The organism is Polynucleobacter asymbioticus (genome assembly GCF_018687575.1).
Lineage (GTDB): Bacteria > Pseudomonadota > Gammaproteobacteria > Burkholderiales > Burkholderiaceae > Polynucleobacter > Polynucleobacter asymbioticus_C.
In genome coordinates this window covers 581,210-605,714 of sequence record NZ_CP061297.1, presented here as the reverse complement: position 1 = coordinate 605,714, position 24,505 = coordinate 581,210, and the positions used below count along the sequence as shown (strand labels likewise).

At 46.3% G+C, this 24,505-nt stretch carries 22 protein-coding genes and 1 tRNA gene; 7 read left to right on the top strand and 16 right to left on the bottom strand.

Annotated elements, in window-relative coordinates:
- Positions 1-527: 527 nt before the first annotated feature.
- The 3 genes from AOC19_RS03135 to AOC19_RS03125 are packed head-to-tail and all read right to left on the bottom strand — an operon-like array spanning position 528 to position 3,677.
- Complete coding sequence (locus AOC19_RS03135) at positions 528-1,058, bottom strand: hypothetical protein (RefSeq protein WP_215377505.1); 531 nt, start codon at positions 1,056-1,058, stop codon at positions 528-530.
- Positions 1,055-1,906, bottom strand: a complete 852-nt coding sequence (locus AOC19_RS03130; protein ID WP_215377503.1) for a peptidylprolyl isomerase — start codon at positions 1,904-1,906, stop codon at positions 1,055-1,057. The genes AOC19_RS03135 and AOC19_RS03130 overlap by 4 nt, the downstream gene beginning before the upstream one ends.
- 34 nt (positions 1,907-1,940) lie before the next feature.
- Positions 1,941-3,677 carry a ShlB/FhaC/HecB family hemolysin secretion/activation protein gene (locus tag AOC19_RS03125; RefSeq protein ID WP_215377501.1) on the bottom strand — a complete coding sequence of 579 codons (1,737 nt, stop codon included), beginning with the start codon at positions 3,675-3,677 and terminating at the stop codon, positions 1,941-1,943.
- Between the two features lie 165 nt (positions 3,678-3,842).
- Here AOC19_RS03125 and nadA point away from each other — a divergent pair, with 165 nt between their 5' ends.
- Together nadA and nadC are read left to right on the top strand one after the other, a co-directional pair.
- Entirely contained in the window at positions 3,843-4,970 is a 1,128-nt protein-coding gene (nadA, locus tag AOC19_RS03120; RefSeq protein WP_215377499.1) for a quinolinate synthase NadA, read from the top strand.
- A gap of 12 nt (positions 4,971-4,982) precedes the next feature.
- Entirely contained in the window at positions 4,983-5,837 is an 855-nt protein-coding gene (gene nadC / locus AOC19_RS03115) for a carboxylating nicotinate-nucleotide diphosphorylase (RefSeq protein WP_215377497.1), read from the top strand.
- An 11-nt stretch (positions 5,838-5,848) separates the two neighbouring features.
- Here nadC and AOC19_RS03110 read toward each other — a convergent pair whose 3' ends face one another.
- From AOC19_RS03110 to acs, 12 genes are all read right to left on the bottom strand, one after another.
- Positions 5,849-5,995, bottom strand: a complete 147-nt coding sequence (locus AOC19_RS03110; RefSeq protein ID WP_215377496.1) for a hypothetical protein — start codon at positions 5,993-5,995, stop codon at positions 5,849-5,851.
- 38 nt (positions 5,996-6,033) lie between these two features.
- The gene (nadB, locus tag AOC19_RS03105; protein ID WP_215377494.1) at positions 6,034-7,695 is read right to left on the bottom strand and encodes an L-aspartate oxidase; all 1,662 of its coding nucleotides are present in this window, start codon (positions 7,693-7,695) and stop codon (positions 6,034-6,036) included.
- A gap of 279 nt (positions 7,696-7,974) precedes the next feature.
- On the bottom strand, positions 7,975-8,316 hold the full coding sequence (mazF, locus tag AOC19_RS03095; RefSeq protein WP_215377490.1) for an endoribonuclease MazF: 342 nt from the start codon (positions 8,314-8,316) through the stop codon (positions 7,975-7,977).
- Positions 8,316-8,558, bottom strand: a complete 243-nt coding sequence (locus AOC19_RS03090) for an AbrB/MazE/SpoVT family DNA-binding domain-containing protein (RefSeq protein WP_215377488.1) — start codon at positions 8,556-8,558, stop codon at positions 8,316-8,318. The genes mazF and AOC19_RS03090 overlap by 1 nt, the downstream gene beginning before the upstream one ends.
- A 114-nt stretch (positions 8,559-8,672) precedes the next feature.
- Positions 8,673-11,567, bottom strand: coding sequence for a formate dehydrogenase subunit alpha (gene fdhF, locus AOC19_RS03085; RefSeq protein WP_215377486.1), 2,895 nt, complete (start codon positions 11,565-11,567; stop codon positions 8,673-8,675).
- Positions 11,568-11,600: 33 nt separating this feature from the next.
- On the bottom strand, positions 11,601-13,403 hold the full coding sequence (locus AOC19_RS03080; protein WP_215377484.1) for an NAD(P)H-dependent oxidoreductase subunit E: 1,803 nt from the start codon (positions 13,401-13,403) through the stop codon (positions 11,601-11,603).
- Between the two features lie 200 nt (positions 13,404-13,603).
- Entirely contained in the window at positions 13,604-13,828 is a 225-nt protein-coding gene (locus AOC19_RS03075) for a hypothetical protein (protein ID WP_215377482.1), read from the bottom strand.
- Positions 13,829-13,837: 9 nt separating this feature from the next.
- Positions 13,838-16,243, bottom strand: a complete 2,406-nt coding sequence (locus tag AOC19_RS03070) for a DUF748 domain-containing protein (protein WP_215377481.1) — start codon at positions 16,241-16,243, stop codon at positions 13,838-13,840.
- 8 nt (positions 16,244-16,251) lie between these two features.
- Positions 16,252-16,557: a YciI family protein gene (locus AOC19_RS03065; RefSeq protein WP_215377479.1), complete on the bottom strand. Its 306-nt coding sequence runs from the start codon at positions 16,555-16,557 to the stop codon at positions 16,252-16,254.
- 97 nt (positions 16,558-16,654) lie between these two features.
- Complete coding sequence (locus AOC19_RS03060; protein ID WP_215377478.1) at positions 16,655-17,227, bottom strand: phasin family protein; 573 nt, start codon at positions 17,225-17,227, stop codon at positions 16,655-16,657.
- Between the two features lie 231 nt (positions 17,228-17,458).
- Positions 17,459-17,549, bottom strand: a tRNA-Ser gene (locus AOC19_RS03055).
- Positions 17,550-17,609: 60 nt separating this feature from the next.
- The gene (gene acs, locus AOC19_RS03050; protein ID WP_215377476.1) at positions 17,610-19,583 is read right to left on the bottom strand and encodes an acetate--CoA ligase; all 1,974 of its coding nucleotides are present in this window, start codon (positions 19,581-19,583) and stop codon (positions 17,610-17,612) included.
- A 167-nt stretch (positions 19,584-19,750) separates the two neighbouring features.
- Between acs and AOC19_RS03045 the strand changes: the two genes are divergently transcribed.
- From AOC19_RS03045 to AOC19_RS03025, 5 genes are read left to right on the top strand one after another with little or no spacing between them, the layout of a single operon-like run.
- On the top strand, positions 19,751-21,274 hold the full coding sequence (locus tag AOC19_RS03045) for a fumarate hydratase (RefSeq protein ID WP_215377474.1): 1,524 nt from the start codon (positions 19,751-19,753) through the stop codon (positions 21,272-21,274).
- A 58-nt stretch (positions 21,275-21,332) separates the two neighbouring features.
- Positions 21,333-22,139, top strand: a complete 807-nt coding sequence (gene murI, locus AOC19_RS03040; RefSeq protein WP_215377473.1) for a glutamate racemase — start codon at positions 21,333-21,335, stop codon at positions 22,137-22,139.
- Complete coding sequence (locus AOC19_RS03035; RefSeq protein ID WP_215377471.1) at positions 22,136-22,828, top strand: energy transducer TonB; 693 nt, start codon at positions 22,136-22,138, stop codon at positions 22,826-22,828. Before murI ends, AOC19_RS03035 begins: the two co-directional genes overlap by 4 nt.
- Positions 22,829-22,833: 5 nt before the next feature.
- On the top strand, positions 22,834-23,526 hold the full coding sequence (locus AOC19_RS03030; protein WP_215377469.1) for a MotA/TolQ/ExbB proton channel family protein: 693 nt from the start codon (positions 22,834-22,836) through the stop codon (positions 23,524-23,526).
- A 2-nt stretch (positions 23,527-23,528) separates the two neighbouring features.
- On the top strand, positions 23,529-23,942 hold the full coding sequence (locus AOC19_RS03025) for an ExbD/TolR family protein (protein WP_215326769.1): 414 nt from the start codon (positions 23,529-23,531) through the stop codon (positions 23,940-23,942).
- On the opposite strand, the gene AOC19_RS03020 is transcribed toward AOC19_RS03025, so the two are convergent.
- The gene (locus tag AOC19_RS03020) at positions 23,939-24,385 is read right to left on the bottom strand and encodes a hypothetical protein (RefSeq protein WP_251368073.1); all 447 of its coding nucleotides are present in this window, start codon (positions 24,383-24,385) and stop codon (positions 23,939-23,941) included. The genes AOC19_RS03025 and AOC19_RS03020 overlap by 4 nt on opposite strands.
- Positions 24,386-24,505 lie beyond the last annotated feature (120 nt).

Genomic DNA, 24,505 nt, shown 5'->3' with positions numbered 1-24,505 from the left:
ATTTTTTGATCTAAAAAGTGACTCATTTCTCTGATCGAATCCTCCTAAATTTTTAGAATATTTTTCGCTCAATTTTTGAGTCTTTTTTGATTTTTCAGGATGATTTTTTCAACACTCATTTGGGTAAAAATTTGACGATCTTTTTGAGTTACTTATTTTTTTCCTTGGCTATTTTTGCTGTCATTTTCAGCTTTCAAATTACGCTCTTTTTTGGTGCAGGTTTACTCTAATTTTGGACCCGATTTTTGCCTACCTTTTGCTCCTAATTTTTAAATTTCTCTTCTCCAGTTTTTACATTTATGGGATGCTATTTTTTATCTCGATTTTGCTTCTCATTTGCTATTTTTTTCTCGATTTCATACTTCATGTGATACATGAAGTGTTCGCATAAATATGTATTGCAAGTTCATTTTTCACATGAACTATGCATTGCATCATCATGCAATGCCGTTATTTTCACGATGATGTTTTATCTTTTGATGTGGATCATCAAGCAAAAAGATTGCAGCGTGAACTACAAAATCACATTAAATTTGAATGGCTTTTGGAGCGGATTTTGGTGTGTTTGCTGGGGGTGTTTTTGGCTCTAAAAACTTGCTTTTTGCAGCCTCTAAAAGCACCCTTTCTATAGCGGGTTTTACCCCCACCAAACTGAAGCGATTTACCGCAAAAGCACCCGACTGGAGGGCCACTGCAAAACCGATGATTTCCCCAGTTTGGGTAGCCCTTAAGACGGCCTCAAAAGGGTCCAAAATCTGGAATAAGTTGCCCCCAATCAGGGTACATTCCATGCTTAAAGCGGTTGAAACGGCCTGACTGTTCATTAATACAGAGTATTTGGTGCCTGGGTCGCATTTAAGGCCCTGCTGGAGGTAAAAAAGGCACTTTTCACCAGAACAGAAGACGCCAAAGGTAGATTTGGAATCGTTTGCGGTATGGGCCTCATTGGCTTGACCGTTGAGGTCCACAACCCAGTTCTGAGATAGCAGCTTCTCGGCATGGACTGACGGGGATATCAGCAGAATGCAGATGAGCAGGAGACTCTTAATAGGCTTCATTGGACAATCTTGGCATTACTTCTGAGGCCTTTAACCACCTCACCCAGGTATTGCTGGACTAAGGCCTGTCTTAACTGGGGTTTGGACTCTTCAAAGCTCGGAATCTTAAAGTTGCGCTTATCGTCTAGCTTGAGAATGACCCAACCTACAGGCGTCTGGACTGGGGTTACCGTGATTGAACCCTTGGCCATTCCAGGCAGAACATTGGCTACCGCAGGAATTACTTGACCAGCCATAAGCCATCCTAGCGCTCCGCCCTGCGCCTTTGAATTGGTATCAATAGAGTATTCCGTAGCTAACTTACCAAATAGCTCACCCTTCTGAATGCGACGGATCAGATCTAGGGCATCAGTTTCATTGGCGACCACAATTTGACTGATGCGGTACTGAACACTATTGCTGCCATCCCCCATCAACTTACGTTGGCGATCGTATTCTTCGCGTAACTTAGCATCAGAGATGGGATTGCTCTTAAAGTGATTCTCTAAGAATGCTTGCAACAGTAAATTTTGCTTGAGCTGCGTTACTTGATCCGGGAAGTCAATTTCCTTTGCTAGCCCCTGTTTGGTTGCCTCTTGCGCAATTAACTCTTTGTTAATTAAATCTTCTTTGATCGCTTGGCGTAACTCAGGCGTGTCGCGTTGACCTTGATTGACCAGTGCGCGGATATTGAGATTGAGTAAGCCCTGAGTGATAGCTACGCCATTCACAGTGGCAACAAATTCGTAATCAGGCTTAGTCTCTTTGGCCTCGGATTTTGTTTGGGCTAGCGCTGGATTGAGACTGCTGAAGTTGACTAAGCTAACTAATGCAAAGAATGTAGCAGGAAGAAAGCGTTTCATTTGCATCGGTAAGCCTATCTCAAAAGATCATGTGAGGGAGTTAAAACTGATAACTTGCTGTTACCCATCCACGTGGATTGGTTGTAGTTCCATCGGTGTTGACTGCCTGTCCTGAGGTGCTATACAGAGGGTTCTTGCCAACCTGCCAAGCAACCATAGCCCCTAAGTTCCAACCCTCCCAATCCCACTTCAAGCCCATACCAGCGCCCATTAATGAGTAGGTGTTATTCGCATTGGTTTGACCCTGCCAATTGTTATAAGGGTTTTTGTATTGCTGCACCACACCGGCATCAAAGAAGACGCTCGCCAGAATGCGCTCTGGGAATTGTTGACGCAACTCGATGGTCCCAATACCGCCCTGTGAACCGCCGCCCTGAGCTACAGGATAGGCGCGAATAGCATAGGGGCCACCCATATAAATTTGTTCTGCAGAGTTCAGATTCACGGAGGCCAGCTGTCCGCTAATCGATACGAATGCCGTGGTCGTTCCATCCTCGGATAGTTGCTGAGTACGATTGCCAGCAAAGGTGAATTTAGCAAAGCTTTGTGGTGTGTACTCACCATAACCCTGGGTACTCGTATTCGAAATATTGAGACTGCCCAACACGATATTGGCAGAACCAGCGCTGATGCCACCACCACCGAAGCTATCGTAATGATTGCCAGAAATACCAAGAGATCCATTATTAATGGTGTAGGCGCTGATGGTAGATAAAGTCAGCATATTTTTATTGGTATAACTCTTCACGTCATAGTTCATTGTGACGTTCACGTTAGTACCTTGTTGACGAACCAATGGGTAGGCAGCACTGACACCAGTTGTCCATGCATCACCATAGCCACCGCCAGCGCTAGATGCGTAGTTACTCACGTTCTTATAGTTCAAGAAAGTACCTGACAAACCCAGGCGCAAGCCATTCTTAGAGCCTGGTAGCGAGTAGGCGCCTTGCACGTACTGTGAACCCTCGGAGTAAATACCGTTGACGGATGCTGAATCACCAATACCAGTTGGGTTAATGGCACTCAATGCAATCACGCCTTGATTAGCTCCGGTTGAGCGGCTACCGTAGTTATTAGCCTCTACCTTGCCTTGGTACCACTGCGGCTGAGTCAGCTGCAAACGTAAGGCAGTTTCACCATCTTTTTGACCGGGCTCTAACTGACTAGAAACCATGACACCAGGTGTTTCATTCAGGATGATCAGGGCACGCTCAATTGCCTTGGTATTGAGTGGCTCGCCAATTGGGTTCGCGTAAGTAATATATTCAGCTGCAGTTTCTTTACTAAAACGAGTTGCTCCACTGGGTGTGTCAACAAACACACTACTTAACTTTGCCTCAGTTACCAAAATCTTCACAACACCATTGGCAATTTTTTGTGGGGGCAATATAGCTTGGACTGTATAGCCATTTTTACGATAGAGCTCAACAACTGCATCACAGGCTTTTTGCAGATCATCAAAACTCACCGCGCGATCAAGCCACGATTTCAAAACAGCCTGCACTGTATCCGCTGGCAAAATACTCACACCCTCTAATACAAATGATTTCACCTCAAACGTCACCGCACTCTGAGCTGTTGGAGCTGCACGCTGTGGATCTCTTTCGGTTGGCTCTGGCAATCCCAATGGAGATGGGCTTGGTAACTGTCTTTCGAGGCCCTGCTGCAGCGCACCGGCATCAATTTGTGCATAAGCTTGTCCGACCGAGAGCGCACCCATTACAGCGAGAGCAAATAAGGATTTGTGAAAATGGGTAGATGGGGTTTTATATTTCAAGATTAATAACCTAATAAAAATGCCAAACCAAGCTAAGTGCCTGATAAATAATGCATAAATTATATTACCAATAAGGGAGAATCCCATTAGCCTCTCGGCTAACATCCGATAGATTCGATTTATGAGTTTTCAGGTGAAAATACCTTCTCTCGTTTAAGATTTGATATGAATTCAACCATTAGCACCCCCATCGCCTTTGACTACCCCCAGCAGAATGCTGCTGGTACCACCTGTACCGCCCAAGCCTGGGCCAAAACACCACCACAACTACATGGAGCTGAAAAAGCCACTGTCATTGCTCGTATCAAGCAATTGCTAATCGAGAAAGATGCTGCATTAGTGGCTCACTACTATGTAGATGGTGATATCCAGGACTTGGCTTTATCAACTGGTGGTTTCGTAGCTGACTCTTTGGAGATGGCACGCTTTGGCAAGAATCACTCTGCCAAGAATTTGATTGTGGCTGGTGTCCGTTTTATGGGTGAGTCTGCGAAAATTTTGAGTCCTGAGAAGCGCGTCTTTATGCCAGACTTAGAGGCGACCTGCTCTTTGGATTTAGGTTGCGAAGCGAGTGACTTTGCTGCGTTTAGAGCATTGCACCCTGATCGCACTGTAGTTGTCTATGCCAATACTAGCGCTGCAGTGAAAGCACAAGCTGATTGGATGGTAACGAGCTCCTGCGCTTTAGCGATCGTTCATCAACTCAAAGTTGAAGGCAAGAAAATTCTGTGGGCACCAGATCGTCATCTAGGTCGCTATATTCAAGAACAGACTGGTGCTGATATGTTGCTTTGGAATGGCGCTTGCATTGTTCATGATGAGTTTAAAGCGGTTGAATTAGAAATGTTGATGGCCGCACATCCCAATGCCATGGTGTTGGTGCACCCCGAATCTCCACAAGCAGTAGTAGATTTAGCAGATGTAGTGGGATCGACTTCAGCCATGATTAAAGCTGTAGTAGAAGGTAGTGCCACTGAATATATTGTGGCCACTGACAATGGCATCCTGCATCGCATGCGCCAACTAGCACCCAACAAGGTATTGATTGAAGCCCCTACTGCTGGTAACAGCGCTACTTGTAAGAGCTGTGCCCACTGCCCTTGGATGGCCATGAATGGCTTGCAAGGCATTTTGGATTGCCTAGAGAATGCTTCTGGCGAAATCTTCATTGAAGAAGATGTGCGAGTGAAGGCTCTTGGCTGCATCGAGCGCATGCTGGATTTCACACAAAACCATCCTGACCTTCTAGCCAAAGCCCAGCATGGTTTTGTAAAGAATATTGGCGTTGCTTAATTAAAAGAAAATATGTTTGATTACAACGAAACTTTAGAGCAAGCCCGTCAACGCAATATTGCCGATGCACTCATGGAAGATATTGGTAAGTGTGACTGGACTGCTCAGTTAGTTCCCAGTAAACCCGTTCAGGCACAACTGATCGTTCGTGAAGAAGCGGTACTGTGTGGGGTAGATTGGTTTGAGGGCACACTCAAGAAACTAGATCCTGCAGCAAAAGTGACTTGGTACTACCTGGAGGGTGACTTAATGAAGCCCGATACCAAGGTTTGCGACATTGAAGCCAACTCTCGCGCCCTACTCTCAGCTGAGCGTCCCTGTATTAATTTCTTACAAACATTGTCTTGGACTGCCAGCATTGCTCGTCAACATGTTGAAGCCATTGCAGGAGTTAGCCCAAATCCCAAAGGTTGTGCGGTACTCGATACCCGCAAAACGATTCCTGGCCTACGTCAGGCGCAGAAATACGCAGTACGTATTGGTGGCGGTCAAAACCAACGTCTTGCACTTTGGCATGGCATTCTGATTAAAGAGAATCACATCGCTGCTGCAGGTGGTGTTGCTGCTGCCATTAAAGCTGCGCAAGCTCTTAATTCGGGAGTAGATATTCAGATTGAGGTGGAGAATTTTGCCGAATTAAAAGAGGCTTTAGATGCCGGAGCAAAGAGCATCTTGATTGATAACTTCACTACTGATCAGATGAAAGAGGCTGTTGCCTTTACTAATGGCCGCGCCCTATTGGAAGCATCTGGTGGCATCGATTTAGACCAGATGCGTGCGATAGCTGCTACTGGTGTTGATCGCATATCCCTTGGGAAGCTCACTAAGGATATTAAAGCGGTGGATTTCTCGATGCGTATTTTATAGTTCCGCTGAAGTCAATTTTGACGATCCTCAAGGCACAGGGAATTAATCATTTCCCTATCATTTGGGGATAACAAATCATGCTTATCAAGGTCTTCGGCTATCTCTAGCAGTTCAGCTAAAACTGTTTTTTCTTCAGGCTTGCTCTTTGCATCCATCATCAGTTCACCCCCATAGCGGTCTAAATAAATATCTTAATTTAGGTCTCGGGAGTTTCTGAATTACCTTCAGCTTGTGGGGTCAATATTGTCGGATAAGAAACCGCCCAAGTCCCTGGGTAATCGCGGCTGTAGTGCAATCCCCTACTCTCTCTGCGCATCAGGGCTGATCTCACAATCAGCTCTGCGCATTCCAAAAGGTTACGCAGCTCAATAAGGTCGCGCGTCACTTTAAAGTTCGCGTAATACTCTTGCACTTCATATCTGAGGAGTTTGATGCGGTGTAATGCACGCTCCAGCCTTCGATTGGTTCTCACAATACCAACGTAATTCCACATTAATGAACGTAGCTCATCCCAGTTATGGGCAATCACCACTTGCTCATCCGCATCTTCAACCTGACTCTCATCCCACAACGGCAATGTTGGCATCGCTGGTGTTTTTAATGTGGAGATATCTGCAGCAGCAGCCTTACCAATCACTATGCACTCCAATAATGAATTGCTTGCCAAGCGATTGGCGCCATGAAGGCCTGTGTAAGTCGCTTCACCGACAGCATACAAACCCGGTAAGTCTGTTTTTCCTTTGAGATCGGTCACCACACCACCACAGGTGTAATGTGCTGCTGGCACGACTGGTATTGGCTCTTTAGTGATATCTAAGCCCAGAGTCATGCAACGCGCATAAATCATCGGGAAATGCTCTTTAATGAAGGCCTCACCCAAATGGGTGGCATCCAGATGAACATAATCCAAACCATGCTTCTTCATCTCAAAGTCGATTGCTCGGGCAACAATATCGCGAGGCGCTAACTCATTGCGCTCATCATGCTCAGGCATAAAGCGAGTGCCGTTTGGCAGCTTGAGTAAGCCACCCTCTCCCCGCATTGCTTCGGTAATGAGGAAGGTACGATCACTAGGGTGATACAAACACGTCGGATGAAACTGAATAAATTCCATATTACCGACGCGGCAACCTGCCCGCCAGGCCATGGCAATACCATCGCCAGTAGCCGTATCTGGGTTGCTGGTATATCGGTAGACTTTACCCACACCACCGGTAGCCAAGACGACTGACTTGGCTTCAATCGTTTCGACGCGATTGTTTTTAATATCGAGTGCATACACACCGTAGCAACGATTAGGCTTGGTACGTTGAGTCTTCGCATCTAAATGGCGATTGGTAATCAGGTCTAAAGCAATCCAATGCTCCAAGATCTGAATGTTTTTATGCTCCCTAGCTTTATCCAGAAGCACTTCATGGATGGCTTTACCAGTAGCATCAGCAGCATGCGCAATGCGACGGTGACTATGGCCACCTTCACGAGTTAAATGCAATCCCATTGGCCCTGACTCATCCGTAGTAAACGGTACGCCCTGTTCAACCAACCAACGAATAGCTTCAGCACTTTCTTCGGCAATGTAACGTGCGGTCGACTCCACTACAAGGCCTGCGCCCGCATCTAAGGTGTCGGACACATGAGAATCAATACTGTCATGCTCTTTATCTACGACCCCCACAATGCCGCCTTGCGCCCAAGCTGTCGCCGCTTCACCAAGACCACGCTTGGCCATGAGAATCACTGGCTGGGATTCGGCCATGTGCAGGGCAACAGTTAGCCCAGCTAAGCCTGCTCCAATAATCAGAACTGGAAGCTCTGCTTTGGTATCAGTTTGTGGTGTTGAGGGTTTTGAACTAGCCATGGAGGGTTAATTCTAAAGGGCAATAGGATTCTTGGTATTTTTGATCCGATTAATCAGCCGTTCGAGGGACAAAAGGTATAAATCCCTTATCTTTAACCTCGCTAAGCGATGTTAAGCACTCAGCCACAAAGCTGGTTGGTAATTCTGGGTTTTCTATACATGCCTTACCCAGTCTTACCCAAAAATTGACGTGCCGATCAATAGCATGCTGATTGCCCTCCTTTCGAAGCAATATCAGCATATGCCCACTTAAATTTAAATGAATTAATTGCGACATATTTACGTTATTGACAGAAGCGCTTTAGCCTTACTTCGCACCTCAGCAAGAGCAAATGTACTGACTGCACCCTTATATTTTGCTTTTCGAGTTTTCCAATCCAGAGATTTAACCTGATCAGAAAGAATCGCGGATTGAATGCCATCAATTTCCACCAGAACTTCAAATGGATAGCCCTTAATTTTTGTAGTCAAAGGGCAACAAATCATCAAATTTGTTTTTTTGTTATACGCTTCTGGCGTCAAAACTACGGCGGGACGTCGCCCCGCTTGCTCATGCCCAGCTTGAGGATCAAACTCTAACCAAACAATATCCCCTGCATTTGGAATATAAGTCTTAGCCATCAGAGCAATTCTTTACCTACGGGCTCACCAAAATCATTTTCATGATGAATATTTTTCGCAGTTATCCCAGCAAGCAAGTCATCGAGCTGGTATTCCTTCTGAACAATAGGCTCAATAACGATGCGACCTCTCTGCACCTTAACCGAAACAATCTGATCAATATTCAAGTGGGCAGACTTCATAACAGCAGTATTTAGACGCAGTGCAGGACTATTGCCCCACTTTTTAATAATAGTTTGCATAGATGCCCTCGTTGTTTCAAATGTATCTACATTGTAGATACATTTTTACAGATGGTCAAACCTAAAAAATAAAAACCCCACCTTAAAGGTGGGGTTTGATTGAGGCACTATCTCTTACGAAACAGATGTAACTTTTTGCCGACTAGGATCATTAGTGCCATAACCCATCACTGCGGCAGCCTGACCACCTTTAGCCAGTTTCACAGCGCAATACTTAAACTCCGGAATCTTGCCAAAAGGATCTAAGGCAGAGTTGGTTATTAAGTTGGCTGCAGCTTCATAGTAAGCAAATGGAATAAAGATCACACCACGTGGAGTGCCATCATCTCTACGGACATGGATACCAACTTCACCGCGACGAGATTGGACGGTAATGACATCGCCAGCTGAAACGCCCAACTGGGTCATGTCTTCACCATGCATGGACACGGTAGCCATCGGCTCAATCGCATCCAAGACAGTTGCGCGGCGAGTCATACTGCCGGTATGCCAATGCTCTAACTGACGACCTGTAATCAGCACAAATGGATACTCTGCATCTGGGCGCTCATTTGCAGGAATAATATCGGCTGGTACCAACTTCACTCTGCCATCTTTAGTATCAAACTTGTCGTTAAACACAATTGGACGACCTGGGTCTTCAGCAGACAAGCATGGGTATGTCACGCTAGATTCTTTTTCTAGGCGATCCCAAGTGATGCCGTTAATGGCTGCATGCATTGCTTGACGCATTTCGTCATACACCTCAGCAACACCATCATCTGGACCTTGATAGTTCCAGTTCAAGCCCATGCGTTTCGCAATTTGCTGAATGATCCATAAATCAGGCTTCGCATCTCCCGGAGGATTAATCGCCTTCTTACCCATCTGCACCATACGGTCAGTATTGCTTGCAGTACCGACCTTCTCTGGCCATGCACTTGCTGGCAATACTACGTCTGCAAGGAGTGCGGTCTCAGTCATGAAGATATCTTGTACGACCAGTAGATCTAAGGCTGCCAAAGCATGACGTGCATGGTTCAAATCAGGGTCACTCATCGCAGGGTTCTCACCCTCGACGTACATGCCGCGAATCTTGTCTGGATCACTATCCGGCGCAGTGATCTTATGCATGATCTCTACAACGGTATAGCCAGGCTTCTTATCTAATGGGGTATCCCAGAACTTCTCAAACCACGCATGCGCTTCTGGATTGTCAACGCGTTGATAGTTCGGGAACATCATCGGAATTAATCCTGCATCACTAGCACCTTGGACGTTATTTTGTCCACGCAGTGGATGCAAGCCAGATCCAGGCTTACCAATTTGGCCAGTAATACTGACCAAGGCAATTAAGCAGCGAGCATTGTCAGTACCGTGAACGTGCTGACTGACACCCATACCCCACAAGATCATGGCAGATTTAGTTGTGGCAAATTCTCTTGCCACTTCACGCAATGTCTCTGCTGGAATACCGCAGATTGGTGCCATGGCTTCAGGGCTGTAGCCCTTGATATTTTCTTTGAGCGCTTCAAAATTATTGGAGCGGTTCTGAACGAAGTCTTTATCAACCAGACCCTCTTCAATGACTGTATAAATCAGGGCATTGAGCATGGCAACGTCAGTATCAGGCTTGAACTGCATAGTGCGCCAAGCGTGCTTACTGATATCGGTCGCACGTGGGTCGCACAATACAATTTTGGCACCGCGTTTAGCAGCATTCTTAAACCAGGTAGCAGCAACAGGATGGTTTGCTGTTGGGTTTGAGCCGATCAAGAAAATCAGACTTGAGTGCTCTACATCGTTTACTTGGTTACTAACAGCGCCCGAACCAACGCCCTCTAGCAATGCAGCCACAGATGATGCGTGGCAAAGTCGTGTGCAATGGTCTACGTTGTTGCTACCAAAACCAGTACGTACCAGTTTTTGGAATAAGTAAGCTTCTTCGTTGCTGCCTTTTGCGGAACCAAAGCCAGCCAATACTTTATTGCCGTATTGATCTTTTAGTTTTTTAAGGCCGCCACCAGCAACTTCTAGAGCCTCTTCCCATGTTGCTTCACGGAAGATGTCAGACCAATCCTGCTTGCCTTCTAGCAAGGCTTCATCTTTAGCAACGCCTGCTTTACGAATCAGCGGCTTGGTTAAGCGTTGTGGGTTATGGATGTAGTCCATACCAAAGCGACCTTTAACGCAAAGACGATGGTGGTTAGCTGGGCCATCACGACCCTCAACACTCACAATCTTCTCATCCTTAACGTTGTAAGTAATTTGGCAACCGACGCCGCAGAAAGGACATACTGAATCTACTTTGCGATCGACAGTTTGTGAGCCGATCAATCCCTTAGGCATCAATGCACCTGTTGGGCAAGCCTGAACACACTCACCACAAGCAACGCAAGTACTGTCACCCATTGGGTCATTCAGATCAAATACGATCTCGCTATGCGCACCACGCATAGCGTAGCCGATCACATCATTCACCTGCTCTTCACGACAAGCACGCACGCAACGATTACATTGAATACAAGCATCTAAGTTCACAGCCATCGCTGGATGAGATACGTCATTGCTGACTTTGTCACGGCGCAATGCCTTGAGCTCTGGACGTACTGTGACATCCATGCGGGCAGCCCAGGTGCTGAGCTCGCCATGTTGATTTTTTTGCTCCTCTTCTTTGCTATCGCCAACCCACTTAAATCCTTCATCAGGCATATCGGACAACAACATCTCGAGCACCAACTTTTGACTCTTTAATGCACGCTCGCTATTGGCTTTGACATCCATTCCTGGAGTGGCACTGCGGCAGCAGCTTGGTGCTAACGTACGTTCACCGTTAATCTCTACAACGCAAGCGCGGCAGTTACCATCAGGACGGTAGCCGTCTTTAAAACACAGATGTGGAATATCAATGCCGTGTCGTTTGGCGGCTTTGAGAATAGTCTCGCCTTCGTAAGAAACGATGGTTTGCCCGTCTAATTTGAACTCAACGGTTTGTAATTCAAGTTCTTTAGGATTTACTGGTGCGTTCATATTTGTCTCGTTTTTCCCTTGGTAATTTGTCGCTTAAGCAACTTCTTGCGGGAAATATTTAGCAATACAGCGAATTGGATTGGGTGCAGCTTGACCTAGACCGCAAATGGAGGCATCGACCATCACGGTTGCTAAATCTTCCAGAGTGTCTTGGTCCCAAGATTTGGACTGCATTAACTTCGCAGCCTTGCTCGTACCAACACGACATGGAGTGCATTGTCCGCAGCTCTCATGCTCAAAGAAGTGCATGACGTTGAGCGCCATATCGCGCGCTTTATCTTTATCACCAAAGACCATCACTGCAGCTGAGCCAATAAAGCATCCATAAGGTTGCAAGGTATCAAAGTCCAGTGGAATGTCATTCATGGTTGCTGGCAAGATACCGCCCGAAGCGCCACCAGGCAAATAGCCATAGAACTTGTGGCCATCTTGCATGCCGCCGCAATACTCATCAATCAATTCTTGAATCGTGATGCCAGCAGGGGCCAATTTCACGCCTGGGTTCTTAACGCGCCCACTCACGCTATAGCTACGTAAGCCTTTGCGATCATGGCGACCAAAAGAGCTAAACCACTCAGGGCCACGTTGAACAATATCGCGCACCCAGTAAAGAGTTTCAAAGTTGTGCTCTAGTGTCGGGCGACCAAACAATCCAACCTGCGCAATATACGGAGGACGCATGCGGGGTTCACCGCGCTTACCTTCGATACTCTCAATCATGGCGGATTCTTCACCGCAAATGTAAGCACCTGCGCCACGACGCAATTCAATTAAAGGCAACTTAAATGGGGGATTGGCTTTGAGTTTGGCTAACTCTACTTCGAGTAATTCGCGGCAACCGTGATACTCATCGCGCAAATAGATATAGCAAGCATCAATGCCGACAACATTGGCTGCAATCAGCAAGCCCTCTAAGAAGCGATGGGGATCGCGCTCTAAATAAGTACGGTCTTTAAATGTACCCGGCTCACCTTCGTCAATGTTTACTGCCATCAGCTTCGGAGCAGGCTGATCCTTCACAATCCGCCACTTACGGCCTGCTGGGAAACCTGCACCACCGAGACCACGAAGGCCAGAGTTCTCCATGGCTTTGATGATGCTTTCAGAATCTTTTTTGCCATCAATAATTTCTTTAGCTAAAGCATAGCCACCCTGCGCGCGATATGACTCGTAACCAACATAGTCTGGTGAAACCGCTTGGTTTTCGCCTTGTGGGGATACGCCCTTTTCTGCCAGAGCTGCAGGATCAAAATTGGCACTATCTTTGGCCATTGGATGCGTAGTCAAATTGTTTTTGACGGCCGCAGCTACTTTATCGGTGGTTGCGAACAATACTGGGTACTGATGCACAACCGCTACTGGAGCCTGCTCACAACGGCCCACACATGGAGCAGCCTCTACCTTGATCTTGGGGTTACCCAGGATTGCTGGCAACTTTGCCAATAGATTTTGCGCACCAGCAAGCTCACAAGCAATGCCATCGCATACGCGTAAGGTGATATCGGCAACCGGATCATTGCCACGCACCACTTCAAAGTGGTGATAGAAAGTAGCTACTTCATAAACCTCTGCCATCGGCAAATTCATTTCCTTTGCGAGGGCAACCAAATGACGATCATGCAAGGCACGATATTCATCATTGAGCTTATGTAAATTTTCAATGAGTAAATCGCGACGTTCAGCTGCAGCACCAATTAACTGGCGCACCTCAGCCAAGGACACATCATCCGCTTGACGTCCCTTGAGTTTGCTTTTGCGACGAATGGTTTCCCTTAAATCATCTGCAGTTGCCACAGCAACAGCCTTGATTTCTCCAGAGGGTTTTGGGTGATTCATAGTAATAGTCTCTAATTTCTAATCGCAATAATGATGCTGTTTTGATGTGTCATAAATCCCGCTTGAGAATGCCCAAATCAGCGAGGAATGCTTTGACTCACATTAATAGGGAATTCCCAAAATCACGATCGATTTTGGGTTATTTCTACACTCAAGTCCTTGACGGAGCTCAAGTGAATTTATTCAGGGTAAACCCTAGATTAAATAACTGATGGGGATGGCTTGTCGCCAGGTGGGAGCGAGTAGTCCAACTTACGCTCATAAACACGTGCTTTAAAGCAGTCGTTGTAGCCCTTGCTACCAATTTGCCAGCCGATGGAGGTGCAATCATCTTGGGCTGCTGACTCAATGGAGCCGCATCCAGATAAGGCAATGGTGGCAATAGAGGCAAGGATGGCTAAGGGGCGCAAAGTAGGTAAATTCATGCCTCAAGTCTACTTGATTCTGAGCTCAACTTCGAGGGGAATACCCTCTTTGCCTGCACTGACCGTTTTGACCTCGCCCAATTTAATTCGATCCTGCAGGGCTGGATTACCTTTCACCATGAAGTCCGAGGCGAGCTTAGCCCGATTTTTAGCCAAAGTGATTAGATCTTCATCCGTCACAGGAATGCTAGCAATCAGCTCTGCATGTAACTGCTCGCTGCGTGCGGCGCCCTCTGGGAGGGAAATTAAACGTTGGCCTAATTTGATTCTGCCGACATACTGAGCATATGCAGATTTCAAGCCAGACTGGAGCTTCGCATCAGAAAAATCGAGCGTCGGAATGAAGTCCTGAGGGGAAATATTCATGCCAGCGGCCTTCAGAATAGCGCGATCTGCAATCGCACGGGCTAGGGCAACTTTGTCCGAATTGGGGTCATAAGTACCTGCGAGCTCTAGGGTGGCATGAGGCTTCTTCGCCAGAAAATCGCCAAACTTTTCCAGGCGATCTTGATCAGGCGGCAAGAACAAGGCTTCCCCTAAAACTGCATTGACCCCATCGTTAGCACCCATGCCAAGTAAAGCGCCCAAGGCTCTAAATGGTGCAGTGGCGACATTCGTTAGCACGTTGCTAATTGCCTGCCACACCAGGCCGCTTGCACTAAATTCAGGTGAGTCCACATTACCGGCAATATTGATGGTGACATCAATCGTATCGTCAGAATCTTCGAGTAGCGCAATTGCCAAACCCAGTGGCAGTTTTTTCCCCTGAAAATCAGCCACCTCTTCACCAAGCTCGATCTTCTTAATGACAATCTGATTATTGCCCTTAAGCTCACCATCCTTTGCGCTGTAGTGCAAATTCAAATTGACTCGACCACTTGCGATTTGGTATCCAGCAAAGGTCATGACGGCCGGATTAAATGCATTGAGAGGTACATTCTTAAAGTTGAGTGTCACATCATTATTCCGACGTGGGTCATCAAATGAAATCTGCCCCTTGCCGCGCAGTGATCCAGACTCAGCCAAAACGCCATCCATAGCCATTGCCGTTGAATGTCCTGGGAGATTATTGATATTGGCAAAGCTAGCATTGAATTTTCTCAAGTTCACTTTGAAATTAGGCTTCATAGCCAAATCAGAAAACTGCACTTCGCCATCACGCAATCTCAATGCCTTGATATCCAAGGAAAAGGATTGTTTTTCTTTTACACCTTCAGGCAACTTCTCCACTGCCGCAAGCTCGCCCTCCTGCTTGGAAAATAAACGCCTGAAATTAGAGAAACCTTTTTCATCAATTTCAAACCGGAGTGCCGGTTGAGAAACCGATAATTCATCAATGCCAAGACTTGCGCCAGAGCTTTTTGAGCGCTTATAAGCAAATCGATTGACATCACCCGAACTCCATTTTATGAGCGATTGCTTTTGTCCTTGCTCAAGTAAATCCAAGTCCTGCAAATGCAAATCACCTGACATGACTAGCTCATCACCTTTCAGACTGACATCTACAGCAGACTGAATCACTCCACCCTGGGTCAATAACTCTTTATTAGCTGGAAGTAATGCAATCAAAGGTGCAATTGATACATTCTCCAGCTGAACTCTAGCGGTAATTGATTTATCGGATCTGAAATCCCAATGGGAGCTAATTCGCCCATCATCAATCTCTAGGTCAATCTGAGCGCCCAGCGTATCTGGCGCAGGATTATCTAAAGCGCCCTTAACAGCAAAACGTTTAAAGGCAATTTTTTTATTCAGGCCTGGCAAAGTAAAGTTCAGCGCGCCCAAATTGAATCCGTACTGACCCCGAACACCATTGACATCACCTTGCTTATCGTAGTTTGCAATATTCAGCAGCTCGACAGAAAGTGATTTAAATTGCTCGTGCAAATTGCTCTTTGGATCTAATATCTCAAATGCGCCGTTGGTGACCTTCAATTGGTCAATTGATATTTTGATGCTCTTCTTGGGCGTGCTTGAATCTACTGGAGGCAAATTGCGTGTAATAGCCGTAATGAGTTCCTGCCAGTTCCATAGAGCTGATTTACCTTTAGCATCTTGCTTTTCAAGCAATAGACTTGGCTCATCAAACAGAATCTCATCGAATCCCACTTCACCAATGATGAGATGAGACCACTTCAGCATCACTACCGATCTCTTGAGCTCCAGCAACTTTAGTTTCTGCTGATCAACTAATGCCAAGCCATCAAGCTCAACACGTAATCGCAATGGAGAGATGCTGAGATTTTGATAGCTAATGTCATAGCCAATCTTTTTTCCATAGGACTCTGTTGCATTCTTGATAGCGCCAGGAATCCAAAGATGGCAAGCGGCCCAGAATACAAAAGTGAGCGCAAGCAAGATCCCGGCAATTCGAATTAGCCAGGTTCGTATGATTGAAAAATTGAAGGAAATCATTGAAGGATTTAGAGTGCCGGAGGAAATCCTACCTTTTGCTGCCAGCTATTGTTAAACACATGAATGATGGGCTTTTCATAGACGCCCGCCTTAGTGAATGGCTCATCTGCTAACCAAGCCTCTACATCTGCCTTGCTAGGAAAATCCATCACTAGCAAACTGCCCACCGTGGTCTTGCCATCTTCAGATGTCAGGGGGCCAGCAAAGGCCATCTTGTCTGCAAGCTGACCCAAATAGGCGCGATGCTCTGGTCGCACCTGAATGCGTAATTCTGCTGTACCAGGACGATCCATTAAAAGGATTGCGAAGATCATACTTTCCCCCATTTGACTTGAATACCTAGATCTTACGGCAAGCAGAAAAAGAAAAACCACCCGAAGGCGGTTTCTCGTGCAAAGCGATTAAAACGAATTAAGCAGCTTTACGGCTTTTTGCAGCAGGCTTAGCTACAGCGTATTGGCCTTGAATGTTAGCCATTGCAGCGTCAACACTTTTCTCAAAGTTTGCGAATGCGTCAGTTGCTGAAGCGCGAACTTGATCAAACTGTTGGAGTGAAGTTTCAAATGCAGTTTTGAATGCAGATACAAATGCCTCAGAACCAGCAGGAGCTGTCTTAGTAGCTTCTTTGACAAACTTAACCATGTCAGCACGTGCGTCATCAATAGAAGCGTCAACTACTTGAGCAACTTCTTTGTTACCGTTACGTACAACTTTGTTTACTTTAGCTTGGTAAGCAGCAGCGTACTTAGCAGCTTCTTGAGCAGTTTCTGGCTGAGCCAATTTTGCCAATTGTTGTGCATCTTTAATTGCCAACAATTGTGCGCTTGTATCTTGAGCAGCAACTAAAGCATCTTTAGCAGCAGCTTGGTTGATTTCAGCTAATTCTTTTGCACTTTCAACAGCTACTTGAGCCAAGTACTTTGCGTTTTCAACTGCTTTAGCTTGAGCTTGTGTGAGTTGGTCGTTTAATTGATTTTGGAACATGATTTTTCCTAACTTTTAAATTGATGAATTTTATTGCGATGCACCATTGTAAGAAGTTTTTTGTTGCACTGCAAGAATTATTTGCGGCAACGCAACAAATAAATCAAAAATCCCTTTATTTGATTAAAAACAGAGGGTTGAGGGCTTAAATCATTTCTGGATGAGGGTCAATTTAGGGTAAAAATCAGGTAAAAACAAAGAAAAAACCACCCGAAGGTGGTTTCAAACTACTGGCGGAAGAGGCGGGATTCGAACCCGCGGTAGGCTATTAACCTACGCACGCTTTCCAGGCGTGTGACTTAAACCGCTCATCCACCCTTCCGTACTGACGTTGATTATACGTTTGCCAGAAGGGTTTGCCTCTAAAAGCCTATTTGACTACTTAGACAGACTCTTTCAGTTGGTCCAAGATTGCTGGATTTTCAAGGGTGGAAGTATCTTGAGTCACTTCTTCGCCCTTTGCAATCACACGTAACAAGCGGCGCATGATCTTGCCAGAGCGGGTCTTAGGCAAGTTATCACCGAAACGAACATCTTTTGGTTTAGCGATCGGACCGATCTCTTTACCAACCCAGTTACGCAACTCAGTTGCAATCTTCTTGGCTTCATCCCCTGTTGGGCGTCCGCCCTTCAGAACCACGAATACGCAAATCGCTTCACCAGTCATATCGTCTGGACGACCCACTACCGCAGCTTCAGCAACCAATGGGTTAGCAACTAAGCAAGATTCAATTTCCATCGTGCCCATGCGGTGACCAGAGACGTTCAATACGTCATCGATACGGCCAGTAATCGTGAAGTAGCCAGTATCTTTATTACGGATTGCACCGTCACCTGCCAAATACAAAGTGCCGCCCAATTCTTCTGGGAAATAGGATTTCACGAAGCGATCAGGATCACCCCAAATCGTGCGAATCATCGATGGCCATGGTCGCTTCACAACCAAAATACCACCTTGACCGTTTGGAACATCCGCACCAGCTTCGTCCACAATCGCTGCCTGAATACCTGGCAATGGCAATGTGCATGAACCTGGAATCATCGGTGTTGCACCTGGCAATGGTGAAATCATGTGGCCACCAGTTTCTGTTTGCCAGAAAGTATCGGCGATTGGGCAACGTGAGCCACCCACATTCTCGTAGTACCACATCCAAGCCTCTGGATTGATCGGCTCACCCACTGAACCTAAGAGGCGCAGTGAGGATAAGTCATAGCTCTTTGGATGCACTGCTTGATCATTGCTAGATGCTTTGATCAATGAACGAATGGCTGTTGGGGCTGTGTAGAAGATCGTTGCTTTGTGTTTCTGAATCATGTCCCAGAAACGACCAGCATTGGGATAAGTTGGAACACCCTCAAATACGATCTCAGTAGCGCCTACTGCGAGTGGCCCGTAAGTAATGTAAGAGTGGCCCGTTACCCAGCCGATGTCAGCAGTACACCAGAAGACGTCATTTGGCTTGATGTCGAAAGTCCACTTCATTGTGAGAATCGCCCACAAGAGGTAACCACCAGTGGAGTGCTGAACACCCTTTGGCTTACCAGTAGATCCAGAGGTGTAAAGAATGAACAGTGGATGCTCAGCGCTGACCCACTCTGGCTCACAAGTAGCGGATTCATTGGCAACGATTTCTTGCATCCAGACATCGCGACCTGCAGTCATCGTGACTTCAGAACCAGTACGTTTGTTGACAATGACATGCTTTACCTTCGGGCATTCACCGGTAGACAGCGCTTCGTCACAAATCGCTTTTAATGGCAATGATTTGCCACCACGGAATTGGCCGTCAGCTGTAATCACAGCAACAGCACCTACGTCAATAATTCGATCACGCAAAGCTTGAGCAGAAAAACCACCAAACACTACAGAGTGAATTGCACCGATGCGTGCGCAAGCTTGCATTGCAACAACGCCTTCAATCGTCATTGCCATGTAAATGATGACGCTATCGCCAGACTTAATGCCCATCTTACGAAGTGCATTTGCCATTTTGCAAACGCGCTCGAGTAATTCTTGGTAAGTTACATTGGTAACAGATCCGTCATCCGCTTCAAAAATAATCGCAGTCTTATTACCCAGACCATTTTCAACTTGGCGATCTAAACAGTTATATGAGGCATTTGTTGTGCCATCTTCAAACCATTTATAAAAAGGTGCTTTAGATTCATCTAAAACTTTAGTGAAAGGCTTTTTCCAGAAGAGATTTTCCTTAGCAAGACGACCCCAGAAACCGTCATAATCCTGGTTAGCTTCAGCACAAAGCTTGTTATAAGCTTCCATCCCAGGAATGGCTGCAGATTTAATAAAGTCTGCAGGTGGGTTAAATACGCGGTTTTCTTGCATCAATGGTTCCATGCTTCACAGCCCTTCTATTCAATAATCAGTCGTCTTTTTCTGCAAAAATAGCGCAGAGTTAGGGAAACGCATCCCCAAGAGCTAATAAGATAAGTGAAAACACGCTAGATTTGCTCTATGGCAAACCCTTAAAATAGAAGAAACCTTACATAATTCAGCCCAAAACCATGACAAATATCAAACAAAACGACCTCATTCAAAGCGTTGCAGACGCATTCCAGTTCATCTCTTATTACCACCCCAAGGACTTCATCTCAGCCATGGGTAAGGCTTATGAGCTGGAGCAAGGTGCCGCCGCCAAAGATGCGATTGCGCAGATTTTGACCAATAGCCGCATGTGCGCAGAAGGCCACCGCCCAATGTGTCAGGACACCGGTATTGCAGTTGTTTTTCTCAAAATTGGTATGAACGTCCAATGGGGCGATGCCACCATGAGCGTCACCGAAATGGTGAATGAAGGCGTTCGTCGCGCCTATATGAATCCAGAGAACCCATTACGAGCTTCCGTATTGGCTGATCCAGCAGGTAAACGCAAAAATACAGGTGATAACACCCCCGCCGTCATTCATTACGAAATTGTCCCGGGCGATGATGTTGAAGTCATTTGCGCAGCCAAGGGTGGTGGCTCTGAAAATAAAGCCAAGATGGTCATGCTCAACCCTTCTGACTCGATCGTAGATTGGGTACTCAAGACTGTCCCAACGATGGGTGCTGGTTGGTGCCCTCCTGGCATCCTAGGCATCGGTATTGGCGGAACTCCAGAAAAAGCCATGTTGATGGCTAAAGAGTCTTTGATGGGTCCTGTGGATATTCAGGAGCTGATTGCACGCGGTGCAAAAACGCGTGCTGAAGAGCTACGCTTAGAGTTATACGAGAAGGTGAATCAGCTCGGCATTGGCGCACAAGGTCTCGGTGGTTTAGCTACTGTTCTTGACATCAAGATCATGGAATACCCAACGCATGCAGCTTCATTGCCAGTAGCGATGATTCCAAACTGTGCCGCAACCCGTCACGTACATTTCCACTTGCATGGCGATGGTCCAGCGATACTAGAAAAGCCTTCCTTATCGGATTGGCCAGATGTGACTTGGACGCCAGATACCAAGAAGTCCAAGCGCGTAAATTTGGATACTTTGACCGCAGAAGAAGTAGCTGGCTGGAAAGAAGGCGAAACACTGCTCCTGAACGGCAAAATTTTGACTGGTCGTGATGCTGCTCATAAGCGTATTCAGGACATGCTCGCCAAAGGCGAAGAATTACCAGTGAGCTTTAAGAACCGCGTGATCTATTACGTTGGCCCGGTCGATCCGGTAGCGGGCGAAGCAGTTGGTCCAGCAGGCCCAACCACCTCAACTCGTATGGATAAGTTCACGGAGATGATGCTGGCTCAAACTGGTTTGATCTCCATGATTGGTAAAGCAGAACGTGGTCCTACTGCAATTGAAGCAATCAAGAAACATAAGTCAGCCTACCTCATGGCTGTTGGTGGTGCTGCTTACTTAGTCTCTAAAGCGATTCAGACGGCCAAGGTGGTTGGCTTTGCTGACCTGGGTATGGAGGCGATTTATGAATTCGATGTCAAAGACATGCCAGTGACGGTAGCCGTCAGTTCGGCCGGCATTTCAATGCATGATACGGGTCCCAAGGAATGGCAAGCCAAGATTGCTGGCATTCCAGTCAAGATCGCTTAAGTGAATTAGTGCGTCATTTACTCATTCAATCAAGCACCTCTTAGTTAAGCGAACTTACTTGGCACTCATCGGGGTTTTTGATTCTGGCGTGGGAGGCTTATCCATTTTGGATGAGGCTCTGCGCCAGCTTCCCGAGCATGACTATATGTATTTGGCAGACTCGATCAATGCTCCCTATGGAGAAAAATCCAGTGAGTGGATTGCTTCACGCAGTATGGAGTTATGCCAATTTTTAGCAGCACAGGGATGCGATGCAATTATGGTTGCGTGCAATACCGCTACCGCCGAAGCGATTGCCAATATTCGTGATGAACTGTGCAATATCCCCATCATCGGCGTAGAGCCTGGTATCAAACCTGCAGCAATGCAGTCGGCCAATGGGATTGTTGGCGTACTTGCAACCGAGGCCACACTTAAGAGCGATAAATTTAGCGCCTTACTGGCTACCCTTCCGAACTGCCAGTTTGTAAAACAAGCCGGAGCTGGTTTAGTGGCACTTATTGAGGCAGGCCAAGCCAATAGCGAAGAAACTTTAGAGTTACTTGCTGAGCATCTTGAACCCATTCAGCTTGCAGGTGCTGACACCCTGGTTCTGGGATGTACGCACTATCCTTTTTTACGTAAAGCTATCCGCAAGCTGTTGGGTGATTCAATTAATCTCATTGATACCAGTGATGCTGTAGTGCGCCAACTCAAAAGAAAATTAGAGGCGCAAGGCAAGCAATTGGATGAAGGTGAGTATGGCTCCATTCAGTTCATCAGCAGTAAAGATGCCGGGCGTTTGCATCAAATGGCGCATGAGCTCATGCAAACAGATCTCAAGGAGCACAGCACCCAATCTCAGTTAGTGAGCGCCTTTAGATGAGCACCTTCTTAAGTCAAATGAATGCGCGTCTACCCTTCGATAAAACCGAGCGGATCATCATCGGCATCGTCATTGCATTACACCTACTATTTTTAATTGGTTTTCAGAGTGGCATGAAACCCGATCATGAAAATAATCTTGACGATGCACGAGTCATGGCTAATCTTGTAAGTCCTGAGGCCGCTAAGCAGCCTCAAGCTACTCCAGCCGCACCCCCGCCAAAACCCAAGCAAGAGCAAAAGAAGAAAACTGTGGATGAGAAATCCACCCAAGCGCCAAGCCCACCACAAACCCAGCAACAGGCAGCAACTCCACCAACACCGCAGTCCAAAAGCGAATCCCAAGCACCCAATGCCACTGTTGCGCCTGCCACGACCTCCGGGTCTAGCGGCACACCGATTCAGACTGACATTGGTAAACTGGTTGTCGTATATCAGCCTGATGCCGATGCTTACTACCCTTCTTTCTCAAAAAGATCTGGGGAGCAAGGTGAAGTAGTGGTGAGATTGATTATTGATGAGTCAGGGAATGTTGAAGATGTAGCTTTATTACGCTCCAGCTCCTTTCCAAGATTAGATCGTGCAGCAACAGAGATTGGTCGTCGCTATCGCTTTAAGCCATTTCTCGTAAATGGTTCGCCTCAAAGAATTTCTACCAACCTTTTAATTAAATTCAATTTAAAGAATTAACTATTATGAATACACCATTTGGATTAGCCAATTTATGGCTTGAAGGCGATGCGGTTACCCGCTTTGTAGCAATCATCCTGCTCACTTGCTCTGTTGTAACCTGGGTCATCATCCTGTCACGCTTTTGGGATTTGCGCACTCTGAATAAATTGAAGGTAGAAATAGATCAATTTTGGCGTGCCACCTCATATGATCAAGGTCTGAACGCATTCACGAATCATGCAAGTAATCCCTACTATCACGTTGCTAAGGCAGCAAGTAGCGCCTCCATCCACCATCAAAGTCAATCCACCAACCATCGCGAGCTTCTGCAAACGCTGAATTACTCCGAGTGGATGGCAAGAAGTCTCAAGAACAGCATTGATGGTGTAGCAGCGCAATTCCAAAAAGGACTTACCTTCTTGGGCTCTACTGGCGCAATATCACCCTTTGTCGGTCTGTTTGGAACGGTATGGGGTATCTATCACGCTTTGATTGCCATTAGTAGCTCAGGTAGCGCCCAGATTGATCAAGTCGCCGGTCCAATTGGTGAAGCGCTCATCATGACTGCCTTAGGTTTGGCGGTAGCGATTCCAGCCGTACTGGGATTTAATGCCATTAATCGCGCCAATAAATTATTGATCGCTGACCTCAATCGCTTTGGCAATGATCTCCTCGCTTACTTTGCAACTGGTGCCCGTGTGAAATCTGGAGAATAAATATGTCTTTTAATCTTCAGAACGATCAAGAAGAAAGCGGCATCATGGCTGAAATCAATATGACTCCGATGGTGGATGTCATGTTGGTGCTCTTAATTATTTTCATCATTACCTTGCCAGTGATTCAACAAGCGGTAAAGGTTGAATTGCCTAAGGCTAATAGCGTGCGCAATGAGGTCAAGCCAGAGTCAGTTCAACTCTCGATTGATGCTCAGGGTCAAATATTTTGGAATAGCACACCGATTGATTTAAAGACTTTTGATGGCTATGCAGAAAAAGCAGCTCAAAAGGAGCCGCAACCAGAAATCAATTTACGCGCTGATAAATCTGTGAAGTATGAATATGTTGCTCAGGTATTAGCCGCATCACGTCGCGCTGGCTTAACAAAACTGGGGTTTGTCACTGAGCCTAATTAAGGCTTGTTAGTAGCAGCGCATTGCTCTTGATAAGTCTTCGTACCCTCACCAAGGGTTGCAGAGAGAATTCCACCTTTTACGGTCTCCGCTTTTCTAAGCTGACCAGTTGAGCGATTAATCACAATCGCCGTGGTAACCAAACCAGCTCCATATTGCACGCCATCAAAAATCTCTGGTGGGAAATGCGCCTCTATTGACACAAGGACTGTAGGTTCGGTGATCAACACATTCTTCACGGTTTGTTTGCCCAACTCATTCGACCGATCTAAATCTCGATTATCAAAAAAGACTTTAGCTTTCTGATTTTTTGAAGCGGGAACGACTTTGAACTCATAGGTTTCGGTGTAATTCTTTTCTGAACGCTCGCAAATAAACACCAGGGGTTCCACAGCCAAACTGGGGGTGGCAAATAAAAGCAAGAAAAGGAGATGGAGGTATTTCAAGAATGCCTGAAATCAATCGATTGGTGCCCGAGGCCAGCATATCCCCAGACTGATTCGGCCCTCAAAGCCATATACACATTGACCCATTGTACACAGCGATTTAGCCCATGCAACAAAATC

Coding starts and splice junctions, on each gene's coding strand:
- AOC19_RS03090 (WP_215377488.1), bottom strand. CDS start 8,558: ATGCAAACTATTATTAAAAAGTGGGGCAATAGTCCTGCACTGCGTCTA.
- AOC19_RS03025 (WP_215326769.1), top strand. CDS start 23,529: ATGTCTTTTAATCTTCAGAACGATCAAGAAGAAAGCGGCATCATGGCT.
- AOC19_RS03060 (WP_215377478.1), bottom strand. CDS start 17,227: ATGTTCCAAAATCAATTAAACGACCAACTCACACAAGCTCAAGCTAAA.
- AOC19_RS03070 (WP_215377481.1), bottom strand. CDS start 16,243: ATGATTTCCTTCAATTTTTCAATCATACGAACCTGGCTAATTCGAATT.
- nadA (WP_215377499.1), top strand. CDS start 3,843: ATGAATTCAACCATTAGCACCCCCATCGCCTTTGACTACCCCCAGCAG.
- AOC19_RS03130 (WP_215377503.1), bottom strand. CDS start 1,906: ATGCAAATGAAACGCTTTCTTCCTGCTACATTCTTTGCATTAGTTAGC.
- AOC19_RS03135 (WP_215377505.1), bottom strand. CDS start 1,058: ATGAAGCCTATTAAGAGTCTCCTGCTCATCTGCATTCTGCTGATATCC.
- AOC19_RS03110 (WP_215377496.1), bottom strand. CDS start 5,995: ATGATGGATGCAAAGAGCAAGCCTGAAGAAAAAACAGTTTTAGCTGAA.
- fdhF (WP_215377486.1), bottom strand. CDS start 11,567: ATGAACGCACCAGTAAATCCTAAAGAACTTGAATTACAAACCGTTGAG.
- mazF (WP_215377490.1), bottom strand. CDS start 8,316: ATGGCTAAGACTTATATTCCAAATGCAGGGGATATTGTTTGGTTAGAG.
- AOC19_RS03030 (WP_215377469.1), top strand. CDS start 22,834: ATGAATACACCATTTGGATTAGCCAATTTATGGCTTGAAGGCGATGCG.
- AOC19_RS03065 (WP_215377479.1), bottom strand. CDS start 16,557: ATGATCTTCGCAATCCTTTTAATGGATCGTCCTGGTACAGCAGAATTA.
- nadC (WP_215377497.1), top strand. CDS start 4,983: ATGTTTGATTACAACGAAACTTTAGAGCAAGCCCGTCAACGCAATATT.
- AOC19_RS03035 (WP_215377471.1), top strand. CDS start 22,136: ATGAGCACCTTCTTAAGTCAAATGAATGCGCGTCTACCCTTCGATAAA.
- nadB (WP_215377494.1), bottom strand. CDS start 7,695: ATGGCTAGTTCAAAACCCTCAACACCACAAACTGATACCAAAGCAGAG.
- AOC19_RS03075 (WP_215377482.1), bottom strand. CDS start 13,828: ATGAATTTACCTACTTTGCGCCCCTTAGCCATCCTTGCCTCTATTGCC.
- AOC19_RS03080 (WP_215377484.1), bottom strand. CDS start 13,403: ATGAATCACCCAAAACCCTCTGGAGAAATCAAGGCTGTTGCTGTGGCA.
- AOC19_RS03045 (WP_215377474.1), top strand. CDS start 19,751: ATGACAAATATCAAACAAAACGACCTCATTCAAAGCGTTGCAGACGCA.
- acs (WP_215377476.1), bottom strand. CDS start 19,583: ATGGAACCATTGATGCAAGAAAACCGCGTATTTAACCCACCTGCAGAC.